Origin of the sequence: Cellulosilyticum ruminicola JCM 14822 (assembly GCF_001311925.1) — a bacterium.
GTDB lineage: Bacteria > Bacillota > Clostridia > Lachnospirales > Cellulosilyticaceae > Cellulosilyticum > Cellulosilyticum ruminicola.
Genome location: NZ_BBCG01000001.1, coordinates 81203 through 102275, shown reverse-complemented (window position 1 = coordinate 102275; position 21073 = coordinate 81203). Strand labels below are relative to the sequence as shown.

Sequence of the window (21073 nt, the reverse complement as noted above, 5' to 3'; positions counted from 1 at the left end):
TTACTCAACGATTGTTTCGTTAACTTCTTCAGCTGTTTCAGCCATTTCACCTTGGTTAGCTTCGATGATAGCATCAGCCATTTTAGCTACGATTAATTTAACGGCACGAATAGCATCATCGTTACCTGGGATTACATAATCAACTTCTTCTGGGTCACAGTTTGTATCTACGATTGATACTACTGGAATTCCTAAGATGTGAGCTTCTTGGATAGCAATTTTTTCTTTGCGTGGATCAACTACGAACATAAGGCTTGGAAGTTCTTTCATTTCTTTGATACCGCCTAAGTTCTTTTCAAGTTTTTCCATTTCTTTTCTAAGTTCAATTACTTCTTTTTTAGGAAGTACTTCAAATGTACCATCTTCTTGCATTGTTTCTAATTGTTTAAGTCTCGCAATACGACTTTTAATTGTTGAGAAGTTTGTAAGCATACCACCTAACCATCTGTTGTTTACGTAGTACATACCACTTCTTTCAGCTTCAGATTTAATTGATTCTTGAGCTTGTTTTTTAGTACCTACGAATAATACTTTACCACCTTCAGCAGCTGTTTCACGAATTACATTATATGCTTCATCAACTTTTTTAGCTGTTTTTTGTAAATCAATAATGTAGATACCGTTTCTTTCTGTGAAGATGTATTCTTTCATTTTTGGATTCCATCTTCTTGTTTGGTGACCGAAATGTACACCTGCTTCTAATAATTGTTTCATTGAAATTACACTCATTGTAATACCTCCTGGTTTTTCCTCCGTATATATTGAATACATATGAACTTTTGTAAGCACCCCATGTGTACATCTATATACGTGCGTTTTTCTGAATTAGTATAGCACACCTTATCTATAAGTTCAATCGTTTTTATAAACTTTTTTACCTAATCTATCATAAGATTATCAAGCAATTCATTATATGACATATTTTTCCTTAAAATAATTGTGCCTTCTTTTAGTTTTGTCGTCATCTCTTTTTCACCAATATACGCTCTAAATTCTTTGGCATCTTTTATAACCCCTTCTGCCTGCAATAATTCGCAAATTTGTGTTGCACTTTGTTCTTCTGGAATTATTATTGTTATTTCTTCGTCTTCATTATCTATTACTTTTTCAGAACGGCTTGTCTCTTGTTTTTTAACTTCAACTTCATTCTGCTTTAATGTCATTTCATTTACTGCCTCTTTAATTTCATTTGGCTTTGCTGCTAATTCGTTTGGCTTCATTTTTTCTATAGAGGTTTCCTTTTCTTTTAGTTTGCTTTCAGATTTCATTTCTTCTTGAATTATCTGATTTGTATTTAGGGTAACACCATTTTTATATTCTACTGTATTCAGTACTATTAATAAATTAAAAATGCCAGATAAAACCATCCCACATCCAAGTCCAATTAACCCAAATATAAATTGTCTTTTTCTTCCATGCATCTTATTTACCTCATTTTATAAAGTGACAATATAAGCTGTACTTCTCCTACACCTTTACCTAACTGTCTTGCTATTTCTTCTATTTCAAACCCTTTATCTGCTAGTGTTACTATTTCATTTACATACTGAGAAGTACTATTCTTCATACTTTGTTTTATATTCTTTTCATTTTTATTACCCATTTGTTTAGCATAGCTTTCTAACATCTCACGAAAACCTTGATTTTTCTTTTCTTCTTCCTCTAAGAAATAACTTAAAATCCCCTCTAAGTCTTCTTTTGATTCATCTTTTTTATCTTCTATACTTGTATAATAACCTGCATTTTCATGTGCTACAAGCATAAAAACACCTATTAAAATGAGTAAAACACCTATTGTAATCCATAGTAAATAAATAAAGGGAAAATTTTGTATTGTCATCTCCATATGCATTCTCCTTTAAATTCTAATATCAATTGATGTCCTTTGTTCATCTTTTATAGTAGTTTGCTTTTTTTTAGGGGTATTAGACCTAGCATTTTCTTTTTGCCTGTCATTTCCATGTTTTTTATTTTTATTTTTATTTTTATTTTTATTAAGATCATTATCTACTTGTTCACCTTTTTGCATTTCATTCACTTTATCTTGCTTATGACTAACTTCTTTTTTTAACAACTCAGAGAATTGATCTTGCTGAAGTATTTGTGCTTGCTTATACATTTGTTCTCTTGCTGCAATCTCTTGCGTTTGTTGATAAACTGTTTGTGTATCTATTGGTCTTAACATTTTCCTCCCCCCAGTTTGTATTTATAGTCGTTACCTTTTCTATATTAAAGTGGTAATATCATATTATATTTTCTAAGACTTGCTCTTAATCTAGACACCGCTTTTGTATGAAGTTGTGACACTCTAGATTCTGATACCTCGAGTACTTTACTAATTTCCTTTAATGTAAGTTCTTCAAAATAATACAAAAAAATAACTTTTCTTTCTCTTTCTGGTAACTTTTCAATAAGTTCTGCAAGTGTTTCCTTCATTTCTTTATCTTCTACATAATCATCTGGTAATGGTGCCTTCGGATCTTTAATTGTTTCAAATTGGAACGTATATTCATCAATTGAAACTAATGCACTAATATTAACATCTTTTAAGAGTTCATTATATTCATCTAAAGAAATGCCTAAAAAAGATGCTACTTCTACATCTTCTGGTCTTCTACCTAACTTTGTTTCAAGTTCTACATATACTTTATCTAATTCTTTTTGCTTCTTTCTTAAAGTTCTTGGTACCCAATCCAACTTACGAATTGCATCTAAAATAGCACCTCTAATTCTTAAGGAAGCATATGTTTCAAATTTAACATTTTTATTTAAATCAAATTTATCAATTGCATCTATAAGCCCTAATATGCCATACCCTACTAAATCATCTAAATCTACATATTGATTAAGATATATTCCCAGTCTACCCGCAACTAATTTTACAAGGTAAACATAATTTTCAATAATTACTGTTTTTGCTTTTTCATCTCTTGTTTTACTATATTTTAACCAAATAGCGTCTATTTCTCTTTTATCCATATAAGAACCCCCATTGTCTCTACCTATATTTCTTTTACGCCATGCCCTATGGTTTTTACAACAAACACTCCTGTTTCTGTATGTAGTTCTACTGTTCGCCCATAATTGCTGCCAGTATCACTTGCTACTATAGGAACACGAAAACTCTTCAAACGTTCTGTTACTGCATTTACATTTCTTGTCCCTATGCGCATTACATCATCCATATTTTTAAACTCAAACATATGGGCACCACCTGCTATTTTAGCTACTAACCGTGTATTTCTTGCACCAATATTTATCATTTGTTCGATAAGCTCTTCTATCGCAGTATCCGCAAATTTTGCTACATTACTATTGCTTTTAATCTGTGTACTATCTGGCAACATAATATGAGCAAGCCCACCTATTTTATTGACACTATCATATAATGCTATTCCTACACATGACCCTAAACCTAATGTTGTCAAGATATCTGGTGCCTTTGCTACCTTTAAATCTGCCATTCCTACTTTAATTATTTTCCCTTCACTCATATGTTAGCTCCTAATGTATCGATAATCTTATTATACGAATCATTATCTAAGATTAAGATGTATGTTCCACTCAGTACATCATTTTTATCATGAAAGGCTGTTTCTATAAATAACATTGTATTATCATTTCGCACAAACTCAATAGCCGGATAACTCAAAATGGCACCTGCCATATCGATTGCCATCTGTGGTGTAGACACATCAAATGCTAGGCCAGTAAATGTATTTAATGCGCTTAAATAAGAACCTGCTAGAATATTACCTGTTTCACAAAGTACTGAACAATCCAACTCATCTAATGCTTCTATATTTGTCTTCTCTCTTCCTAGCATTAAATTAATAACTTTTAGTGCGCTTTCAGTCTCTAGTGCAAGAAGTAGCATGGCATTGAAATCGCCATATACATTAATAATCATTCCTGCAATAACTTCTTCTGCATCACCCAATACTTCACTTAATTCTTGGATTTGTTCAATACGTACCCTTGCCACATTCATGTCAAGGGTACATCCTAATAGTTTGCCTAATGACGTCATGGCATTACCAGAAGCAATACTACCTGCCTCTCTTAAAATATCAACCTCTTCATCAGTAATATCCTGATATTGTCTTTCCCCCATTTTCTCCCCCCAATCTATTAGTTGTCGAAAGCTTCTTCAATAATATTAGGTAAGTTTAATAATGTGACAATGTTATCAACTACTTTACCAACACCTAATATATGGCTTGTTTTTATCTTTCCTTGGATATTTTGAACATTTTCAACTTCTGTTTCTTCAATTTCAATAACTTCTTTTACTTCATCTACAATAATTCCTACCATTGCATCTTCAATTTTCACAATGATAATTCTTGTTTTATCTGTATAATCAATCTTTTCAAGACCAAATTGATCTCTTAAACTTACAACTGGAATAATTTCTCCCCTAAGATTCATTACACCTTTTACACAATATGGTGCTTTGGGTACACGCATAACTGCTTTCATTCTTTCAATCGTTTGGACATTTTGAATATCAATCCCATATGATTGCTCATCTAATCTAAACACAATATATTGTGTCATGCTATCTACTGTATTTTCCATTTACTTCACCCCTAGATTAATGAATTAATATCTAAAATTAATGCAACTTCACCATTACCTAAGATTGTTGCACCTGCAATAATATCAATACCACTTAAATATTTTCCTAATGATTTAATAACGATTTCTTGTTGACCAATTAATGAATCAATAATAAATCCTACTTGTCTCTCACCTTTTTTAACAATAACACCCATCATTAAATCTTTATCTTCTTGTTCTGGTAAACCAAGTACACTATGTAATCTCACAATTGGTATAATCTCATTACGTACCATAATAACTTCTTGATTTTGAACAAGTTTAATATCTTCTTTACGCACATCTTCAATATTTTGAATGTTACTAAGTGGAATAGCGTATTTTTCATCACCGATACTAATCATAAGTGCTTGAATAATTGCGAGTGTAAGTGGTAATCTTACAATAAACTTACTTCCCTTTCCGAGTTCTGTTTGAACTTCAACATGTCCACCAAGTTCTGTAATTTTACTTTTTACTACATCTAAGCCTACACCACGTCCTGAAAGATCTGATATTTTCTCCGCTGTGCTGAAGCTTGGTCTAAATAATAAGTCGAGAGCTTCTTGCTCATTCATAGCATCAGCTTCTTCTTTTGTAATAGTACCTTTTTGAACAGCTTTATTTTTAATGGCTTGAACGTTAATACCTTTACCATCATCTTCAACTTCAATAACTACACTATTTCCATCCTGATATGCCTGTAACTTGATTGTTCCTTTTCTAGGTTTACCAATAGTAGCACGTTCTTCAATTGTTTCAAGACCATGGTCTGCTGCATTTCTAAGTAAATGAATAAGTGGATCACCAATTTCATCAATTACTGTACGGTCAAGTTCTGTTTCTTCACCTGACATTACAAGATCAATGTCCTTGCCTAATTTACGAGAAATATCACGAATCATACGTGGGAAACGATTGAATACAATTTCAACTGGTACCATTCGTACTTTCATAACTGCATCATGTAAATTTGTTGTTACACGCTCTAAATACTCCACTGAATCATTATAATTTGTATTTGCATCTTGAGAAGTTACATTTAAACCTTCTAATTGTGTTTTAACAATAATAAGCTCACTTACTAAATTCATTAATGTGTCTAAACGATCAATATTAACTCTTACAGTTTTATTTGATACTTGCTTGTTATTACTACTATTATTTGTTTCAGAATTCGCTGGCGTTACTGACGCTGTTGGATGAGCTTCTGCTTGCTCTTCTTTTTTAAGAGCTACTTCTTCAATTTTAGCATCATGATCTTTTGCAAACGCTTCAATTGTTACACCTTCTACTTCAGAAACACTCATAATAACTTGTTCAAGCTTTTCTTTTATTTCTTTAGTTACAACTACAACTGTAAAGTCATTTTCAAATTTTTCATCTTCGATATCTTGTGTACTTGGAATACAATGAATAATTTCACCAAAACGTTCTAAATCTGTAAAAATAACAAATGCTCTCGCTGATTTTAATACACAATTTGGGGATAAATCTACTTTAATTTGGAATACGTTCATTCCCATTTCAATTGCATTATTTTTTACAAGTTTTTGTGTATCTGGTAATTCAATTAAATTACCAGCTGTCTTTTCTTCTTTTGTTTCCTGATCTACTACTGGTGTTTCTGTGTGTGTTACTTCACCCTTACTTTTAATAATCTCAGCTAAATTCTCAATTAAGTCATTGTGGTCATCTGTTCCTTCACTTGATGTATTCACAATTTCTTCAACATAATTTTCTAATGCATCTAAACACATAAATAATGTATCTACCATGTCTGAATTGATTTTAATACTTCCTGAACGAATATCTGAAAGTACATTTTCAATATTATGTGTTAGTTTTTGCATTCTTACAAATCCCATTGTTCCAGCCATACCTTTTAATGTATGTGCAACCCTAAAAATTTCATTTAAAATTTGAATATCATCTGGGTTGTTCTCTAACTTTAATAAATTCTCATTTAATCTTTGTAAGTTATCTTTTGATTCCTCGATAAACATATTTAAATATTGACTAACTTCCATTTTAATCCCCCGCTATCTTTTTAATTATTTTAGTAATCTCATAACCTGGACATATATAATCTGCTAATCCTGCATTTATAACCGCCTTTGGCATGCCATACACTGTACAAGTTGCTTCATCCTGTGCAATTACTGTACAGGTTTTATTCTTCTTTAGATTCATAATACCTTCTAACCCATCGGAGCCCATACCTGTCATAATAATGGCAATATATTTTTTACGACACCGTTTTAACTGTGCTAACGCATTCATCATAATATTCACAGCTGGTCTATGTCCTTTATATGGTGCTTCATCAGTAATCATAATATAAGGGTTATCTGCATCATTAATCTTAAGCTGTTTTCCTCCTGGTGCAATATAAACTACGCCTCGTTTTAGCATCTCATTATCTACCGCTTCTTTTACTGTAAGCTTCGTCATTGTGTTTAACCTTTCAGCAAGCGTTTTAGTAAATCCCGGTGGCATATGTTGTACAACAATATATGTGGCTGATACGCTTTCGTCTAAAGTTTGTATAATCTGACTTAAAAGCTTCGGCCCACCAGTTGAAATGCCCATTGCAACAATATACTCATATTCTTCTTTATACACTGCTCTGTGATTTATATCAGTACTCATCTAATCAATCTCCTATAATTCGGAGTATACTATTACTATAAACCTTTTAACTATTTATTTTTATGCATTCCATAATGTTATGCATTTTTTGTTAACATTTTACAGCTAATGTGAAAATAAACTTTTAAATTTATTTAATAAATTTCTTTTTTCCCCTTCATCTGACTCTTTTACATCACAAATTTGTTTTGCAATTTCTCTATATGCCACACTAGATTTTGCTCTTTGATCATATATAGCTATTGGCACTTGATTCTTACCTGCCATAAATAGTTTTTCATCATATGGAATAAAACCTGCATATTGTATTTCTAATTTTAAGAAAGCCTTAGCAACACTTTGAAGATTATTAAAAACTTGTACAGCTTCTTGTCTTGAAGCAGCCTTATTTACAATAATATTAACTCGCACATGCTCTGTCATTTGATTTGCAATTGTTTTAATAAGTGCATAGCCATCCGTAATAGAAGTTGGTTCTGGTGTAATAATAATGTACACATCTTGTGCTAATCTACAAAACTTAAGTACAATTTCATTAATTCCTGCTCCTGTATCTACTACTAACAAATCACTCATTTCTTCTAAAGAAGCTATTCCTCTTCCCACTTTATCAATTTGTGTAGGTGTCAAAAACATCATGTCTTTAATACCTGAACCTCCTGAAATAAATGAAACACCATATTTACTTTCTGTTACAATTTCTTGCATACTACATTGTTCATTTAATACATGAGAAAGATTATATTTAGGTCTCTCACCCAATATAATTTCTACATTTGCAAGTCCAAAATCTGCATCTAGAATAAGCGGCTTCTTACCAAGTTCCTTCAATGCCAGTGCTAGATTAACACTAAAATTACTTTTACCCACACCACCTTTTCCACTTGCTACTGTAATAACTTTCATATTACTATTTTTTGAAAATATATCACCATTTCCGTTATTAGCCATTAAAGTTCTTAATACTTGTGCTTGATCATTCATATTGTACTCTCCCTAGTAAGTCAGCTATGTATTCTTCATGAGTGAAAAGTTTAATATCTGCCGGTACATTTTGCCCGATTGTAATATACTTAATTGGACGTTGTGCATAACTTTGGATATTTAATATATTTCCAATCTCATCTGTTTCATCTAATTTTGTAATGATAAGTTCTACATCATTTTGTACTTCCCCATAAGTATCAATAACATTCATGACATCTGTTGTAGCTGTATTAGCATTAACAACTAAAAATACTCTCTTTTCTGTAACACTTTTTAATAGACTTAAAAGTTCATTTACTTGTTCCACATTTTTATGAGAACGTCCAGCAGTATCAATAAAAATATAATCTACATGCTGCCATTTTTTTAGAAGCTCTGGTATATCTTGCTCATCATAAATAATTTCTATTGGTACACCCAAAATGTCCGCATATGTTTTAAGTTGTTCAATTGCTGCAATACGATATGTATCCGATGTAAATAGCACTACTTTTTTATGTTTTTCTAACACATATTGCGCTGTCAACTTAGCAATTGTTGTTGTTTTTCCAACCCCTGTAGAACCGATAAAAAATACAGTTTGTGGCAATTCTTCATCTGCTTTATGATTAGTTAACAACTCTTCAATCTTTATATGAATAATTTTAATAATCTCTTCTGCATTATTTTCCTCAGCAACTGAATCCAACATCCATTCACATATAGGTTGTTTAATACCTATTCCAATCATTTTTTCTTTTAAATATGCTAATACATTGTTTGAACTAGATTCTATTATTTTTCTATTTGGAGCTGCTTGATTTTGTAGATTTTGTAAAGTCATTTCCATATTCTTAATATGCTCATTTAAATCTAAAAGCATTTTAACAGCTTCATTGCTCTCTTTATTATCCTCTTTTTGGATATTAGGAACATTTTTAATTCTTTCTAAATTTTCATGAACAGATAGATCATATTCTTCATCTTTCACAGCAATAGTTATTACAGTTTTAGGGGTTTTAAATAATTTAAAACGCCCTACTGCTTCTTTTTGTGTACTTAAAACAACTACTTTATCACCATATTGCTTCTCTATTTGATTTAAAATTATTTTTTCATCTTTTCCTTTAATTTTTAGTATTCTCATACAATGCTCACCATTCCTATTGATTGAACTTCCACATTTTGTTCCACTTCATTATAAGAAATAACTGTTAAATCAGGTATATATTGCATTGTTAACTGCTTAAAGTAAATTCTTACAATTGGTGAAGTTAATATAATAGGTTGAAGTCCAATAGATGTTAATTTATTAATTTCTTTCTTAAGTTGATTAACAATAACTTGAATTGTTTTTGGATCTAATGCAATGTAAGCACCTTGTTCAGTATGTTGCACGTGCTCCATAATTTGTTGCTCAATAGCAGGATCTAATGTAATAACCTTGTTCGTCCCCGCACCAAATACACGCTTAGAAATTGCACGTGCTAATCCTTGTCTTACATATTCTGTTAATACATCCGTATCTTTAATAGATGTTGCATAATCTGCCAGCACTTCACAAATCGTTACAAGGTCTCTAATAGATACACCTTCTTGTAGTAAATTTGCAAGTACTTTTTGAATATCCCCTATACTTAAAAGTTTAGGGGTTAATTCACTAATAAGTGTTGGATGTGTTTCATTAACATTATTAATTAATGTTTGAACATCTTGTCGATTTAAAAGTTCATGTAAGTAACGTTTAATAACTTCTGTTAAATGTGTTGCAACAATAGATGGACAGTCTACAACTGTATACCCTCTCATCTCCGCTTTCTCACGTTGTGCTTCTGTAATCCATAATGCTGGAAGTCCGAAAGCTGGTTCTGTTGTAGCAATACCATCAATCTCTTCTTCTACATATCCTGGATTCATAGCCATATAGTGGTCAAATAATATCTCACCTTTAGCTACTTCAATTCCTTTAATCTTAATACTATAAGCATTTGGTGGTAATTGAATATTATCTCTTAAACGTACAATTGGTACGATACTTCCTAACTCTAACGCAATTTGTCGTCTAATCATAACGACACGATCTAATAAATCTCCACCTTGATTAACATCCGCCAGTGGAATCATTCCATAACCAAATTCTAATTCAATAGGGTCTACTTGTAATAATGAAATAACATTTTCTGGCTTACGAATTTCGCCAACTTCTTCATCCTCTGATGCTAATTCTTCTTCTACTGCTTGTACCTTACTAAGTTTACTCATGCGATATGCTAAGAAGAACCATATTGCTGCCATTGGTAAAGTTGTAAGTGCTCCCATTGGTGTAAGTAAACCAAAAATTATTAAGACAATACCTACTACATAAAGTACAACTGGTGAATAAGCAATTTGACCAAGAATCACATTACTCATGCTATCTTCAGAAGCTGTCTTAGTTACCAAAATACCTGTAGCAATAGAAATAAGCAGTGATGGAATAGCACTTACAAGTCCATCTCCAACAGTCATAACTGTATATTTTTGAAGTGCATCTGTAAATTCCATTTGCTTCATTACAACACCAATAATAATACCTGCAATAATATTAACCAATGTAATAAAAATACCAACAACTGCATCATTTTTTACGAATTTAGAAGCCCCATCCATAGAACCAAAGAAAGCTGCTTCATCTTGAATTTTTTTTCTTCTTTTTTTAGCTTCTGCTTCATCAATAAAACCTGTATTTAAGTCAGCATCAATAGCCATTTGTTTACCAGGCATTGCATCTAATGTGAAACGTGCTGTTACTTCAGCTACACGTTCAGAACCTTTTGTGATAACTTGCATATTTACAATTGTAATAATGATGAAAATAATAATCCCGATTACAAGTTTCCCACCTGCAACGAATTCACCAAAGGTCTGTACAACTTTTCCTGCATCACCATTTTGTAAAATCAATTTTGTACTTGCAATATTTAGACCTAGTCTAAACAATGTTGTTAAAAGTAACAATGTTGGAAACAATGATAAATCAAGAGGTTCTTTTGAGAAAAGCGCACTCATCAAAATCATAGCTGCTATGGAAATATTTAAAATAAGTAAGATACTTAAAATAGTATCCGGTAGCGGAATAATAATTAAGAATATAATTGCAATAACAAATAGCCCTAGTATTGCGTCTCCCGATTTAAATTTCACTTTAACCCCTCCTATTTTTTATGTTTGTTTTCCAAATTATATACAAAGGCTAAGACTTCTGCTACTGCCCCATATAATTCTGGTGGAATCTCTCTATCTAAATCCACTGTATAATACAGTGATCTTGCTAAAGGTTTATTCTCTACAATTTGTATATTACACTCTTTTGCTTTTTCTTTAATTTTTTGCGCTACATAGTCTACCCCTTTTGCAACAACAACCGGTGCTCTTCCTTTGTCTGGATCATATTTAATTGCAATAGCAAAGTGAGTTGGGTTGGTAATAATGACATCTGCATCCGGTACTGCCTGCATCATACGTCTCATAGAACCTTCTCGCATCTTTTGTCTAATCTTACCCTTAATTTGTGGATCCCCTTCAGCATTTTTATACTCTTCTTTTACTTCTTGCTTTGTCATCTTAATACTCTCTTCATGTTTATAACGTTGATATGCATAGTCAAGTACTGCAAGAACTAAAAAATGCCCCACCTGTAAAAAATCCTATATTTAAAATTGTCTTACCAATATTGGTGAAAATTTGATTCACACTCATATTATAAAAACTTAAAAATAAAGGTACCTTAGAAATAATTATTTTATAAACAATTGTCCCTAAAACACTTACTTTAGCGGATGCAATTAATAAAGTAACTATTGTATCCTTTGAAAACATTTTCTTAAAGCCATTCATAGGATTCATTTTTGAAAATTTAGGCTGCATGGGTTCCCAAGTTACTTTAAATCCAACTTGAATATAACTAATCAAAAAAGCAGTTAATACAAGAATAAACCATAATGGCAACGAAATAATTAAAAGTGATTTAATGCCTTGATTAATATTTAATAGCAAATATCTTTCATTTTGTATTTGTAAGTTATTGTTTAAATGTAAGAAGCTATCTTTCATATACTTCAATATTTGTTTATTCATATAACTAGCTAGTACTGTCATGGCACCACAAAATCCAACGATTATAATTGCTGTATTTAAATCATTACTTTTAGCAACTTGTCCCTTTTTTCGAGAGTCTTCTCTTTTTTTAGTAGTAGCCTTTTCAGTTCTACCTTCACTTTCTGCTGAAAAGAACTGCAGATTTAAAGTAATTAACTGTTCATTCACTGTGGCATCATTCCTTGTATTAAATTCATAATTGTATTTGTAAGTCCATCGGTAATCATTCTATTAAACGTTGGTAATAAATTAAGTGTAATAATAATTAATCCAAATAGAATTAACATTTTAAGTGGAATACCAATTACAAACATATTCATTTGTGGAACAGTTCTAGCTAGTATTCCAAGACCACAGTCAATAATAATAAGCACGCTTAATATTGGAATAGCTAATTTGAAACCAATTAAGAAATATTCAGTAACCGCTCCTATAATTGTATACGTAATACTTTCACTAAATATAGCTTGATTAAGTGGTATAACTTTAAAGGATTCTACAACCATTTGTATAAACCAATGATAACCTCCACTTGTTATAAATAATACTACAAATGCTAACTGATATATTTTACCTAATGCAGGAACTTGTGTATTACTTGTTGGATCCATTACAGTACTCATGGAAAGTCCACCTTGTGTACTCCATAAACTTGCTACAAAACTATAAATTTGAAAATATATATGAAATGAAAATCCTATAATAAGACCTACAAACACTTCTTTAAGTACAGCCAATGTAAAACCTAAAAGTGTTTCATTATAGGTAATAGTTACTTCGCCAATTGTAAGTACCGTAACAAGTGCTAAACAAACCGACATACCGCTTATAGCCTTAAGTGGCACTCTTGTTTCTGTTATAATTGGTAAAAATGTAATAGCACATATAATGCGGCAAAATATAAATAAAAACACGTCAATATGCGTATATAAATACATTAATTCTTCCATGCTCTCATTCCTTATAACAATGTACTGAAGAGACTGAACATCCTAATTGTATAGGTTTGCAATATGTTGATAATCCAAGGTCCAAACAAAATGCTTGCTACGAATACACCTATTATTTTAGGTACAAATGATAATGTTTGTTCTTGAATTGAAGTCGCGGTTTGAAAAATACTAATAACCAAACCAATTACCAAACCTGTTAATAACAACGGAAGTGACGCCTTAATAATCATCAACATCGTTTCTCTCATAATATCTAAAACAAGTTGTTCCATAGTCTCCTCCTAACTAAATGTCTTTAAAATCTGTCCTATTATTAAATTCCAACCATCTACTAAAACAAATAGTAACACCTTAAATGGCAAAGAAATCATAGCAGGCGGTAACATCATCATCCCCATGGACATTAATGTAGATGAGACAACCATATCTATTACAATAAATGGTAAATAAATCAAAAATCCTATTATGAACCCAGCACGTAATTCACTAATAACAAATGCAGGTACTAAAACGTATAAAGGTAATTCTTTTAATATTTGACTACTATCTGAGATAGGCTCTCTTCCCGATAAATCCATAAATAGTTTAATATCTTCATCACGCACTTGATTAAGCATAAATTCTTTTAAAGGTTCTACACCTTTTTCTATAGCTTGTTCTTGTGTAATTTCATGATTTTGATATGGATCTATGGCATTAGTTTTTATATTTGAGAAAACAGGACTCATTACAAAAAATGTTAAAAATAGCGCAAGTCCTACTAATATCTGATTAGGTGGCATTGTTGTCGTCCCAATTGCTGATCTTAGAAAATGAAGAGAAATAATAATTCTAAGAAAAGAAGTCATCATTATTAAAATAGATGGTGCTAATGCTAAAATAGTAAGTACAAATACCATCTGTAATACACTACTTGTTGATTCAACATCACTAGCACTTTCTCCACCAATCGTTACACTTGGAAAAGTAATACTCGTTGCAAAAAGGTTCGAACTTAATAGCATAAAACATACCACCATTAAACAACTTATAAGTATTATATTTTTTATTTTATATTTATTCTTGGTCATATTTTTCCACCTTTTTACCTTTCACAAAATGACTAAGTTGCTCTGCAAAAGACACAGGTGCTATTTCACTAAGCTGAAGCTCTTTTTCATCAATTTGTTTACAATAGCTAAGCCCTTGTTTTTGCCCGCCTGTAAAAAGATGATATGACTCTCCTATTTTAATAATATAAATATGGTTTCCTACTCCTACTTGAAGTACTTCTACAATTTCCATATTTTTATTAAAATTCATTTGCTTACTCATCATAGCCATCTTCTGTGTCACATAATATGTAAGTAGTAATACCCCACCAAATATTATAAGGAGCATTATAATTTCAATTATGTCTTTTATCATCTTAACCTCCAGTTTAGATACATCCTCATAATGATTTAATTCTGTATATATAAGTATTAGTGGTAGCCCTAAGGCTTACCACTAATACTTCAAACACCTAAACATATTACACATTTTTATTTTCTTTTAAACATGCAATATACACTTAGTTACATGTTTATATCTAGCCAACAACTTTTCTAACCGCTTCAAGTACACGGTCAGCTTGGAATGGTTTAACAATAAAATCTCTAGCTCCTGCTTGAATAGATTCAATAACCATTGCTTGTTGTCCCATTGCTGAACACATTACAATTTTAGCTGCTGGATCAAATCCTTTAATCGCTTTTACAGCATCAATACCATTCATTTCTGGCATTGTAATATCCATGAGTACTAAATCTGGAGTAAGTTCTTTATATTTGTCTACAGCTTTCAAGCCATTCTCAGCTTCTCCAGCTACATCATATCCATTTTTACTTAAAATATCTTTAATCATCATACGCATAAATGCTGCATCATCAACTATTAATACACTCTTTGCCATATTCTTACACCTCTCCTTAAATTCTTTGATCTGGATTAATTATATCTGTAATACGAATACCAAAGTTCTCGTCAATTACAACAACTTCGCCATTTGCAACAAATTTACCATTAACAAGTACATCTACTGGTTCTCCTACTAAACGATTAAGTTCAATAATACTACCAGGTCCAAATTCTAAAATTTCTTTAATCTTACGTGATGTACGTCCAAGTTCTACTGATACTTCCAATGAAACATCCATTAAAATATCCATATTTTCTTTTGGATATGCTTTCGGACGTGTATCGAAGCTTTGGAATTGTGGTGTTTGTACATCTACATCGGCTCTTACAGCGCTTTCTCCATAATAACTTGGTCCTTGCTTGCATAGGTGGCACTTGATTGTAAACTGGTGCTCCTTGCATCTGTGGTGCTACTGGTGTTGGTGCCACTTGTTGTGGCGCAGGCTGCACTACTGCTGGCTCTGCTTGTATTTGTGGTTCTGATTGTGGTACTACTGCTGCTGAAGCATTATTATTTTCTTCTTCTAATAATCCTGCAATAAGATTTTTTGCAAAACCAATTGGATGGATTTGCATTAATTCACTATCAATAATATTTTCTTCTATTTGAAGTCTAAAAGATACTTTTACAACGTTTCCTTTAGGTCCAAATATGCTCTCTAAATCTGTTCCTTTTCTAACAGCTTGTGGTGGACTAATGTCAATTTTCTTATTGAAAATCTGTGCCATTGATGTAGAAGATGAACCAATCATTTGATTCATAGATTCTGCAATTGCACTTAAATGTAAGTCTGTTACAGGCCCTTCTACATAAGCCCCTGTTCCTCCCATCATTAAGTCTGCGATAACTTTTACATCGTTATCTTTTAAAATCATTAAGTTAGAACCAATAAACCCTTCTGTATAATCTACAGAAACTGCTGTTAAATCATTTGTAAATGTTTCTACAAAGTTATCCCAACTTAAAACCTCTACTTTAGGTGTTGTAATTAAAACCTTATGATTTAATAATGTAAACAGCGTTGTTGCAGCTGTTCCCATACTAATATTCCCAATCTCACCTAAGGCATCAATTTCTTCTGGGCTTAATGTTTCTTCAGTTGGGGCTATTATTTCTTCAGTTGCATCTACTGCATCATTAGAAGGGTCTGAATCCATATTTCCTAATAATGCATTGATTTCTTCTTGGGAAAGCATTTCGGCTACCATTACTCATCCTCCCTCTGTATTACCTCGTTTATTTTAATTGCTACTTTATTTTTATATTCTCCTGGTGTACCTGAGAATTTCAATATATTCCCTACATAAATATCAAGATCTGAATCAATATCTCTATCTAGCTTCACAATATCTGTACACTTAAGTTCAAGAAACTCTCTTACTGTAATATGTGTTTTTCCTAATACTGCTTTCACAGGAACCTTACTTCTCTCAATCATCTTTTCGATATACTCTTCATATGAAGGCCCAAGTTCTTGCTCTTTTTGTGTAAACCAATACTTTGTATTGAGCTTATCCATGATAGATTCAATCACTAAATGTGGAATACATATATTCATCATACCAGCTACATTCCCTATTTTTATATTAAGTGTTACAAGGGCAATGATTTCATTAGGTGATATAATTTGTACAACTTGAGAGTTTGTTTCAATCTTTTCCAATATAGGGTCAAGTTCTACTACATTTTGCCAAGGTTCTCTTAATAATTGTACGAACTGAACAAATATCTTCTCTAAGATAACACGTTCAATATCTGTGAATTCTCGAATTTTCTCAATTCCTACACCGCTTCCACCTAGTACTCGATCAATAATTGCATAACCCATATTAGGTGTAAGCTCTAATATAACCGACCCTTTAAGTGGTTTAAAATCTGTAATGGCTAAAATGACGGGGTTAATTAAGGCATTAGAGAATTCTGAATATGTAACTGCCTCGGCATTCATTACTTCAACTGATACAAGCGTTCTTAGATGTCCTGATAAGTAAGTAGAAACAAGCCTTGCATAACTTTCAAATATAATTTCTAATGTTCTAAGCTGCTCTTTAGAGAATTTAGAAGGTCTCGCAAAGTCATATACTTTTACACCTTTTTGTTCATTAGCTTCTTGGATTTCATTTACACTCAGCTCTCCTGTATTAAGTGCTTTAAATAGTTCATCTATTTCGCTTTGTGACAATACTTCACCCACGTCGTGTCACCTCCTTTTATCTGAGTTGTTTCTTACACTGCTATTTATTGGACAAAGAAATCTTTAAAATAAACTTCTTTAATAAGCTCTGTATCTAAAAGCTTATTAAGTCTATTTATGATTTCACTACCAAGCTTTACTTGTGCATCAGCTTTTGACATCATACTATATGTTTGTTCACGTATAACTTGTATAATTTCATTTCTAACAAGTGCTACGTTTTCAGTATATAATACTGAAAAGGCTTCATAACCTTTTTTGTCAGATTAATCTACACCTAAACTTACACTAATTCTAGCAATATGCTACATATTGTCTTCACCATATACATTACTTGTAATAGCGTCAGCTAATTCAACTTTTGCAAGATTTATTTTTTTAATTCATCTTCTTGTACTTTAATTACTTCTTTAAGATCTTTATTCAGTTGGGTTAAAACAAAAAATGTAGTTCCCGCTATTCCTAGCCCTAAAACAACAAAACCAACTATTCCAAATATTTTAAATTTATTTTCTAAGTATATCCATGCCTTTCTACCTTGCTGTCAATGATTTACCAATCTTTATCTCTACACGTCTATTTTTACTTCTGCCTTCTTCTGTCTTATTATCTGCAATAGGATGATACTCTGACATACCTTCTATCGAAATCTTTTCTGGACTAAAGCTTCTTTCTTCAATATAGAATCTTGCTACTGCTGATGCCCTTGCACTTGATAGTTCAAAGTTACTTGGGAAATATGCTGTATGAATTGGTACATTATCTGTATGCCCCTCAAATCTTAATGAATAACCATCTTCTATATTCTTTTAATTTAGAAGATAAAGTATCTAAAGTTTGAATAGCACCTGCTTTAATTTCTGCTTTTCCACTTTCAAAAAGTACTGTATCTGCAAATCGAATAATAACTTCATCACCATTTCTTTCAACTACAAGTTGATCGTCTATATTCGCATTGCTTGTGAACTCTTGTAAATCTTCTTTTGCTTTCTCAAGTTCTGCCTCTAACTTAGCTTCTTGTTCTAAAGTTGAGCGATCACTTGAACCCGGAAACTGACTAACACCATTCCCTAATATATTAGCACTTTCACTAATTGTATCTGCTCCATCTAATATCCCAATTGATCCTTCAAAGGAAGCAATAACTGCTTTGAATTTTGCAGCATCAATTGTAGACATTGAGAAAAGTAATACAAAGAAAGTCAGGAGCAATGTCATCATATCTCCATATGTATTCATATAGGCGGGTGCACCTTTCTTAGGTTCATCTTCCTTCTTTTTCATCTAGATTCACCACCTTACTCTTCTTTAGCAGTTTCTTCACTAATTGCCCCACGATTTGATGGTGCCAAGAAGGCTTTTAATTTTTCTTCAATTACCCGTGGGTTTTCCCCAGCTTGTATTGAAAGTAATCCTTCAATCATAACTTGTTTATGTAAGATTTCTTCTGCACTTCTTACTTTAAGCTTACTTGCAACTGGTCCTGCTATATAGTTGGCAATCATTGAACCATATAAAGTTGTGATTAACGCAACCCCCATTTTAGGCCCGATTGCCGTAGGGTCATCGAGAGCTCCTAACATCCCAATAAGACCGATAAGTGTACCAATCATTCCCCAACCTGGAGCTGCTTCTGCCATGGCATCCCAGAACTTTGATTATCCTTATGTCTTGTTTCAACAAATGCAATCTCTGTTTCCATAATGCTACGAAGTAATTCAGCATCTGTTCCATCGACAATAAGCATAATACCTTTTTGTAAAAACGCATCATCCATACTTTGTGCAATTTCTTCAAGTGCTAGTAATCCTTCTTTTCTTGCTGCAAGAGCAAGTTCATTGATTTTTTTAATAACATGCACTGGGTCTGATTCTTGATTTGAAAATGTATATTTGATTGTTTTTAATCCTTCTATAAATTTAGGTAATGGATTAGAAATAAGTAATCCGGCAACTGTTCCACCAATTACAATTAAGATAGAACCTGGATCTACGAAACTCATTAAGCTTGTTCCTGTCTGTATAACCCCGAAGACCATACAGAACGCCCCTACTGCTAACCCTACTATTGTTGAAATATCCATCTTTCCACTCCTAACTTTCTACAGGAAGTGATATCTGCCTTTTGTAGTTTATAATTTTGTTTATCACTTCCTGAGTTGTTTCTTTCACCACATATTTGTTGCCATTTGTCATTGTAATTACAGTGTCTGGTGTTTCTTCTATTGTCTCTATTAAATCTGAGTTAAGTGCAAAGTTCTGCGTATTTAACTTAGTAAGTATAACCATATTCTGCTCCTAATTATTTAAGTTGAGTTAGTTCTTGTAACATCTCATCTGATACAGAAATAATTCTTGAGTTTGCTTGGAATCCTCTTTGCGTAATAATCATATCTGTAAATTCACTTGAGAGGTCTACATTAGACATTTCTAATACACCTGTATTAAATATACCAGCTTTACCAACACCATCAAAATCACCTGAGTTCGTTGTTGTTGTATATAAGTTTTCACCAGCTTTTTCAAGACCTTCTGGATTATCAAATTCAGCAACTACTACTTGTGCAATAGAACGTTTATCTCCATTATTATATGATGCTGTAATAATACCATCACTACCAACACTATATCCTGTAAGCGTACCTGCTGCATTACCATTTAATGTTTTAGGATCAATATCTGTTTGTACTGCATATTGTGTAAGACCAGAAATATCAATATCTAAATCACTAATTGTTGATCCAGTCGTTTCTAGTAAAGTAGCTCCTCCATTATCACTATTATTTCCATCACCAAATTTAAGTGCTAAATGTCCTTTATCACTATCTAATGAACCATTAGGTGTAAACGTAATACTTGTTCCTTCTGCAAGTGTAGGCGCCTTAGCAAGTTTTATTTCATTACCTGCTGAATCTTTAATTGTTGTGCCTAACTCTATATTCCATTGATTTTGTGCACCTTCTGCTTTTTTGAAATGCATATCTAATGTATATGGATTTCCTACACTATCATAAAATCTGATTGTTGTAGTTGCTGCGTCGGCAGTATTACAAATATTCCCTGAAAGTTGTGTTTTAGTTGTCATACTTGGTTTTGAATTTTTGATTGTTGGATCTGCTAAGTTAATTGAACTTACCTCTTGTTGAGAAATTTCATACTTATTTGTTTTCTCATTATATACTGAAGGCCATCCCTGTACCCTCATCCCATTTGCAATTGTTAGGTTACCTTCGTCATCCTGTCTTAATGCACCAGCACGTGTAAAGTATTGCCCTGTTGCATCACCAACAACGATAAACCCAGATCCATTAATCATAAGGTCAAATGGATTGTCCGTTCTCTGTGCTGCCCCTTGTGTCATAAGCATATCAATTGAAGAAACTTTTACACCTAAACCAACTTGCATTGGATTAAGTCCTCCACGACCTGTATCATCGCTAGCGGAACTTGCCCCTTGAAGTGTTTGTGAGAACACGTCACTAAATGTTACACGTTGTGACTTATATCCTACTGTATTTACATTGGCAATATTGTTACCAATAACGTCCATTTTTGTTTGATGTACCTTAAGTCCTGATACACCAGAAAACATTGATCTCATCATAATGATCTACCTCCTCTAAAACTCTAT

At 32.3% G+C, this 21073-nt stretch carries 28 protein-coding genes and 2 pseudogenes; all 30 read right to left on the bottom strand.

Going from position 1 to position 21073, the window contains the following annotated elements; translation table 11 throughout:
- The gene (gene rpsB, locus JCM14822_RS00500; protein WP_054738668.1) at positions 1-729 is read right to left on the bottom strand and encodes a 30S ribosomal protein S2; all 729 of its coding nucleotides are present in this window, start codon (positions 727-729) and stop codon (positions 1-3) included.
- A 149-nt stretch (positions 730-878) separates the two neighbouring features.
- Positions 879-1421, bottom strand: a complete 543-nt coding sequence (locus JCM14822_RS00495; RefSeq protein WP_054738666.1) for an endolytic transglycosylase MltG — start codon at positions 1419-1421, stop codon at positions 879-881.
- A 5-nt stretch (positions 1422-1426) separates the two neighbouring features.
- Complete coding sequence (locus JCM14822_RS00490) at positions 1427-1846, bottom strand: DUF6115 domain-containing protein (RefSeq protein ID WP_054738664.1); 420 nt, start codon at positions 1844-1846, stop codon at positions 1427-1429.
- A gap of 12 nt (positions 1847-1858) precedes the next feature.
- Entirely contained in the window at positions 1859-2185 is a 327-nt protein-coding gene (locus JCM14822_RS00485) for a hypothetical protein (protein WP_054738663.1), read from the bottom strand.
- Between the two features lie 44 nt (positions 2186-2229).
- Positions 2230-2979, bottom strand: coding sequence for a FliA/WhiG family RNA polymerase sigma factor (locus JCM14822_RS00480; protein ID WP_054738661.1), 750 nt, complete (start codon positions 2977-2979; stop codon positions 2230-2232).
- A gap of 23 nt (positions 2980-3002) precedes the next feature.
- Positions 3003-3494, bottom strand: coding sequence for a chemotaxis protein CheD (locus JCM14822_RS00475; protein ID WP_054738658.1), 492 nt, complete (start codon positions 3492-3494; stop codon positions 3003-3005).
- Positions 3491-4114, bottom strand: a complete 624-nt coding sequence (locus JCM14822_RS00470) for a chemotaxis protein CheC (protein ID WP_054738656.1) — start codon at positions 4112-4114, stop codon at positions 3491-3493. Before JCM14822_RS00470 ends, JCM14822_RS00475 begins: the two co-directional genes overlap by 4 nt.
- Before the next feature lie 17 nt (positions 4115-4131).
- A complete protein-coding gene (locus JCM14822_RS00465; protein ID WP_054738654.1) occupies positions 4132-4581 on the bottom strand; it encodes a chemotaxis protein CheW in 450 nt (149 codons plus the stop codon).
- 11 nt (positions 4582-4592) lie between these two features.
- Positions 4593-6632, bottom strand: a complete 2040-nt coding sequence (locus JCM14822_RS00460) for a chemotaxis protein CheA (RefSeq protein ID WP_054738651.1) — start codon at positions 6630-6632, stop codon at positions 4593-4595.
- Position 6633: 1 nt separating this feature from the next.
- Entirely contained in the window at positions 6634-7254 is a 621-nt protein-coding gene (locus JCM14822_RS00455; protein WP_054738649.1) for a CheB methylesterase domain-containing protein, read from the bottom strand.
- A 105-nt stretch (positions 7255-7359) separates the two neighbouring features.
- Positions 7360-8238: a MinD/ParA family protein gene (locus tag JCM14822_RS00450; RefSeq protein ID WP_054738647.1), complete on the bottom strand. Its 879-nt coding sequence runs from the start codon at positions 8236-8238 to the stop codon at positions 7360-7362.
- Entirely contained in the window at positions 8231-9367 is a 1137-nt protein-coding gene (flhF, locus tag JCM14822_RS00445) for a flagellar biosynthesis protein FlhF (protein ID WP_054738645.1), read from the bottom strand. Before flhF ends, JCM14822_RS00450 begins: the two co-directional genes overlap by 8 nt.
- Positions 9364-11403, bottom strand: a complete 2040-nt coding sequence (gene flhA / locus JCM14822_RS00440; RefSeq protein WP_054738643.1) for a flagellar biosynthesis protein FlhA — start codon at positions 11401-11403, stop codon at positions 9364-9366. Before flhA ends, flhF begins: the two co-directional genes overlap by 4 nt.
- 11 nt (positions 11404-11414) lie before the next feature.
- A complete protein-coding gene (locus JCM14822_RS22355) occupies positions 11415-11894 on the bottom strand; it encodes an EscU/YscU/HrcU family type III secretion system export apparatus switch protein (RefSeq protein ID WP_278287149.1) in 480 nt (159 codons plus the stop codon).
- The gene (locus tag JCM14822_RS22350; RefSeq protein ID WP_278287148.1) at positions 11863-12525 is read right to left on the bottom strand and encodes an EscU/YscU/HrcU family type III secretion system export apparatus switch protein; all 663 of its coding nucleotides are present in this window, start codon (positions 12523-12525) and stop codon (positions 11863-11865) included. The genes JCM14822_RS22355 and JCM14822_RS22350 overlap by 32 nt, the downstream gene beginning before the upstream one ends.
- Complete coding sequence (locus JCM14822_RS00430; protein ID WP_054738641.1) at positions 12522-13307, bottom strand: flagellar biosynthetic protein FliR; 786 nt, start codon at positions 13305-13307, stop codon at positions 12522-12524. The genes JCM14822_RS22350 and JCM14822_RS00430 overlap by 4 nt, the downstream gene beginning before the upstream one ends.
- Positions 13308-13318: 11 nt before the next feature.
- Positions 13319-13582, bottom strand: a complete 264-nt coding sequence (gene fliQ / locus JCM14822_RS00425; RefSeq protein ID WP_054738638.1) for a flagellar biosynthesis protein FliQ — start codon at positions 13580-13582, stop codon at positions 13319-13321.
- 9 nt (positions 13583-13591) lie between these two features.
- Entirely contained in the window at positions 13592-14314 is a 723-nt protein-coding gene (gene fliP / locus JCM14822_RS00420) for a flagellar type III secretion system pore protein FliP (protein ID WP_242861357.1), read from the bottom strand.
- 52 nt (positions 14315-14366) lie between these two features.
- Positions 14367-14717, bottom strand: a complete 351-nt coding sequence (locus tag JCM14822_RS00415; protein ID WP_054738632.1) for a flagellar biosynthetic protein FliO — start codon at positions 14715-14717, stop codon at positions 14367-14369.
- Positions 14718-14880: 163 nt separating this feature from the next.
- Positions 14881-15243, bottom strand: a complete 363-nt coding sequence (locus JCM14822_RS00410) for a response regulator (RefSeq protein WP_054738630.1) — start codon at positions 15241-15243, stop codon at positions 14881-14883.
- 16 nt (positions 15244-15259) lie between these two features.
- On the bottom strand, positions 15260-15475 hold the full coding sequence (fliN, locus tag JCM14822_RS22960; protein WP_054738628.1) for a flagellar motor switch protein FliN: 216 nt from the start codon (positions 15473-15475) through the stop codon (positions 15260-15262).
- Positions 15438-16457, bottom strand: a complete 1020-nt coding sequence (gene fliY / locus JCM14822_RS00400) for a flagellar motor switch phosphatase FliY (RefSeq protein ID WP_054738626.1) — start codon at positions 16455-16457, stop codon at positions 15438-15440. The genes fliN and fliY overlap by 38 nt, the downstream gene beginning before the upstream one ends.
- Entirely contained in the window at positions 16457-17443 is a 987-nt protein-coding gene (fliM, locus tag JCM14822_RS00395) for a flagellar motor switch protein FliM (RefSeq protein ID WP_054738624.1), read from the bottom strand. The genes fliY and fliM overlap by 1 nt, the downstream gene beginning before the upstream one ends.
- 44 nt (positions 17444-17487) lie before the next feature.
- A pseudogene (locus JCM14822_RS18900) lies at positions 17488-17649 on the bottom strand (flagellar basal body-associated FliL family protein); the annotation flags it as partial.
- A gap of 429 nt (positions 17650-18078) precedes the next feature.
- Positions 18079-18195: pseudogene (locus JCM14822_RS24705) on the bottom strand (hypothetical protein); the annotation flags it as partial.
- Positions 18196-18217: 22 nt separating this feature from the next.
- Positions 18218-18727: a flagellar motor protein MotB gene (locus tag JCM14822_RS00390; RefSeq protein WP_054738622.1), complete on the bottom strand. Its 510-nt coding sequence runs from the start codon at positions 18725-18727 to the stop codon at positions 18218-18220.
- A 14-nt stretch (positions 18728-18741) separates the two neighbouring features.
- Entirely contained in the window at positions 18742-19083 is a 342-nt protein-coding gene (locus JCM14822_RS22955; RefSeq protein WP_306307269.1) for a motility protein A, read from the bottom strand.
- Positions 19053-19526: a motility protein A gene (locus JCM14822_RS22950; RefSeq protein WP_306307268.1), complete on the bottom strand. Its 474-nt coding sequence runs from the start codon at positions 19524-19526 to the stop codon at positions 19053-19055. The genes JCM14822_RS22955 and JCM14822_RS22950 overlap by 31 nt, the downstream gene beginning before the upstream one ends.
- Before the next feature lie 10 nt (positions 19527-19536).
- Entirely contained in the window at positions 19537-19731 is a 195-nt protein-coding gene (locus tag JCM14822_RS00380; RefSeq protein WP_054738621.1) for a flagellar FlbD family protein, read from the bottom strand.
- 13 nt (positions 19732-19744) lie between these two features.
- Entirely contained in the window at positions 19745-21046 is a 1302-nt protein-coding gene (locus tag JCM14822_RS00375; protein WP_054738619.1) for a flagellar hook protein FlgE, read from the bottom strand.
- Positions 21047-21073 lie beyond the last annotated feature (27 nt).

What these genes read in the sequence shown, in the direction of transcription:
- JCM14822_RS22955 (WP_306307269.1), bottom strand. Translation starts at nt 19,083, where the DNA reads ATGGCAGAAGCAGCTCCAGGTTGGGGAATGATTGGTACACTTATCGGT.
- JCM14822_RS00475 (WP_054738658.1), bottom strand. Translation starts at nt 3,494, where the DNA reads ATGAGTGAAGGGAAAATAATTAAAGTAGGAATGGCAGATTTAAAGGTA.
- JCM14822_RS00460 (WP_054738651.1), bottom strand. Translation starts at nt 6,632, where the DNA reads ATGGAAGTTAGTCAATATTTAAATATGTTTATCGAGGAATCAAAAGAT.
- JCM14822_RS00495 (WP_054738666.1), bottom strand. Translation starts at nt 1,421, where the DNA reads ATGCATGGAAGAAAAAGACAATTTATATTTGGGTTAATTGGACTTGGA.
- JCM14822_RS00380 (WP_054738621.1), bottom strand. Translation starts at nt 19,731, where the DNA reads ATGGTTATACTTACTAAGTTAAATACGCAGAACTTTGCACTTAACTCA.
- JCM14822_RS00465 (WP_054738654.1), bottom strand. Translation starts at nt 4,581, where the DNA reads ATGGAAAATACAGTAGATAGCATGACACAATATATTGTGTTTAGATTA.
- JCM14822_RS00480 (WP_054738661.1), bottom strand. Translation starts at nt 2,979, where the DNA reads ATGGATAAAAGAGAAATAGACGCTATTTGGTTAAAATATAGTAAAACA.
- JCM14822_RS00430 (WP_054738641.1), bottom strand. Translation starts at nt 13,307, where the DNA reads ATGGAAGAATTAATGTATTTATATACGCATATTGACGTGTTTTTATTT.
- JCM14822_RS22950 (WP_306307268.1), bottom strand. Translation starts at nt 19,526, where the DNA reads ATGGATATTTCAACAATAGTAGGGTTAGCAGTAGGGGCGTTCTGTATG.
- flhF (WP_054738645.1), bottom strand. Translation starts at nt 9,367, where the DNA reads ATGAGAATACTAAAAATTAAAGGAAAAGATGAAAAAATAATTTTAAAT.
- rpsB (WP_054738668.1), bottom strand. Translation starts at nt 729, where the DNA reads ATGAGTGTAATTTCAATGAAACAATTATTAGAAGCAGGTGTACATTTC.
- JCM14822_RS00375 (WP_054738619.1), bottom strand. Translation starts at nt 21,046, where the DNA reads ATGATGAGATCAATGTTTTCTGGTGTATCAGGACTTAAGGTACATCAA.
- JCM14822_RS00455 (WP_054738649.1), bottom strand. Translation starts at nt 7,254, where the DNA reads ATGAGTACTGATATAAATCACAGAGCAGTGTATAAAGAAGAATATGAG.
- JCM14822_RS00410 (WP_054738630.1), bottom strand. Translation starts at nt 15,243, where the DNA reads ATGGCAAAGAGTGTATTAATAGTTGATGATGCAGCATTTATGCGTATG.
- fliQ (WP_054738638.1), bottom strand. Translation starts at nt 13,582, where the DNA reads ATGGAACAACTTGTTTTAGATATTATGAGAGAAACGATGTTGATGATT.
- JCM14822_RS00390 (WP_054738622.1), bottom strand. Translation starts at nt 18,727, where the DNA reads ATGAAAAAGAAGGAAGATGAACCTAAGAAAGGTGCACCCGCCTATATG.
- fliP (WP_242861357.1), bottom strand. Translation starts at nt 14,314, where the DNA reads ATGCTATTAAGTTCGAACCTTTTTGCAACGAGTATTACTTTTCCAAGT.
- JCM14822_RS00490 (WP_054738664.1), bottom strand. Translation starts at nt 1,846, where the DNA reads ATGGAGATGACAATACAAAATTTTCCCTTTATTTATTTACTATGGATT.
- JCM14822_RS00470 (WP_054738656.1), bottom strand. Translation starts at nt 4,114, where the DNA reads ATGGGGGAAAGACAATATCAGGATATTACTGATGAAGAGGTTGATATT.
- JCM14822_RS00485 (WP_054738663.1), bottom strand. Translation starts at nt 2,185, where the DNA reads ATGTTAAGACCAATAGATACACAAACAGTTTATCAACAAACGCAAGAG.
- fliY (WP_054738626.1), bottom strand. Translation starts at nt 16,457, where the DNA reads ATGGTAGCCGAAATGCTTTCCCAAGAAGAAATCAATGCATTATTAGGA.
- JCM14822_RS00450 (WP_054738647.1), bottom strand. Translation starts at nt 8,238, where the DNA reads ATGAATGATCAAGCACAAGTATTAAGAACTTTAATGGCTAATAACGGA.
- JCM14822_RS00415 (WP_054738632.1), bottom strand. Translation starts at nt 14,717, where the DNA reads ATGATAAAAGACATAATTGAAATTATAATGCTCCTTATAATATTTGGT.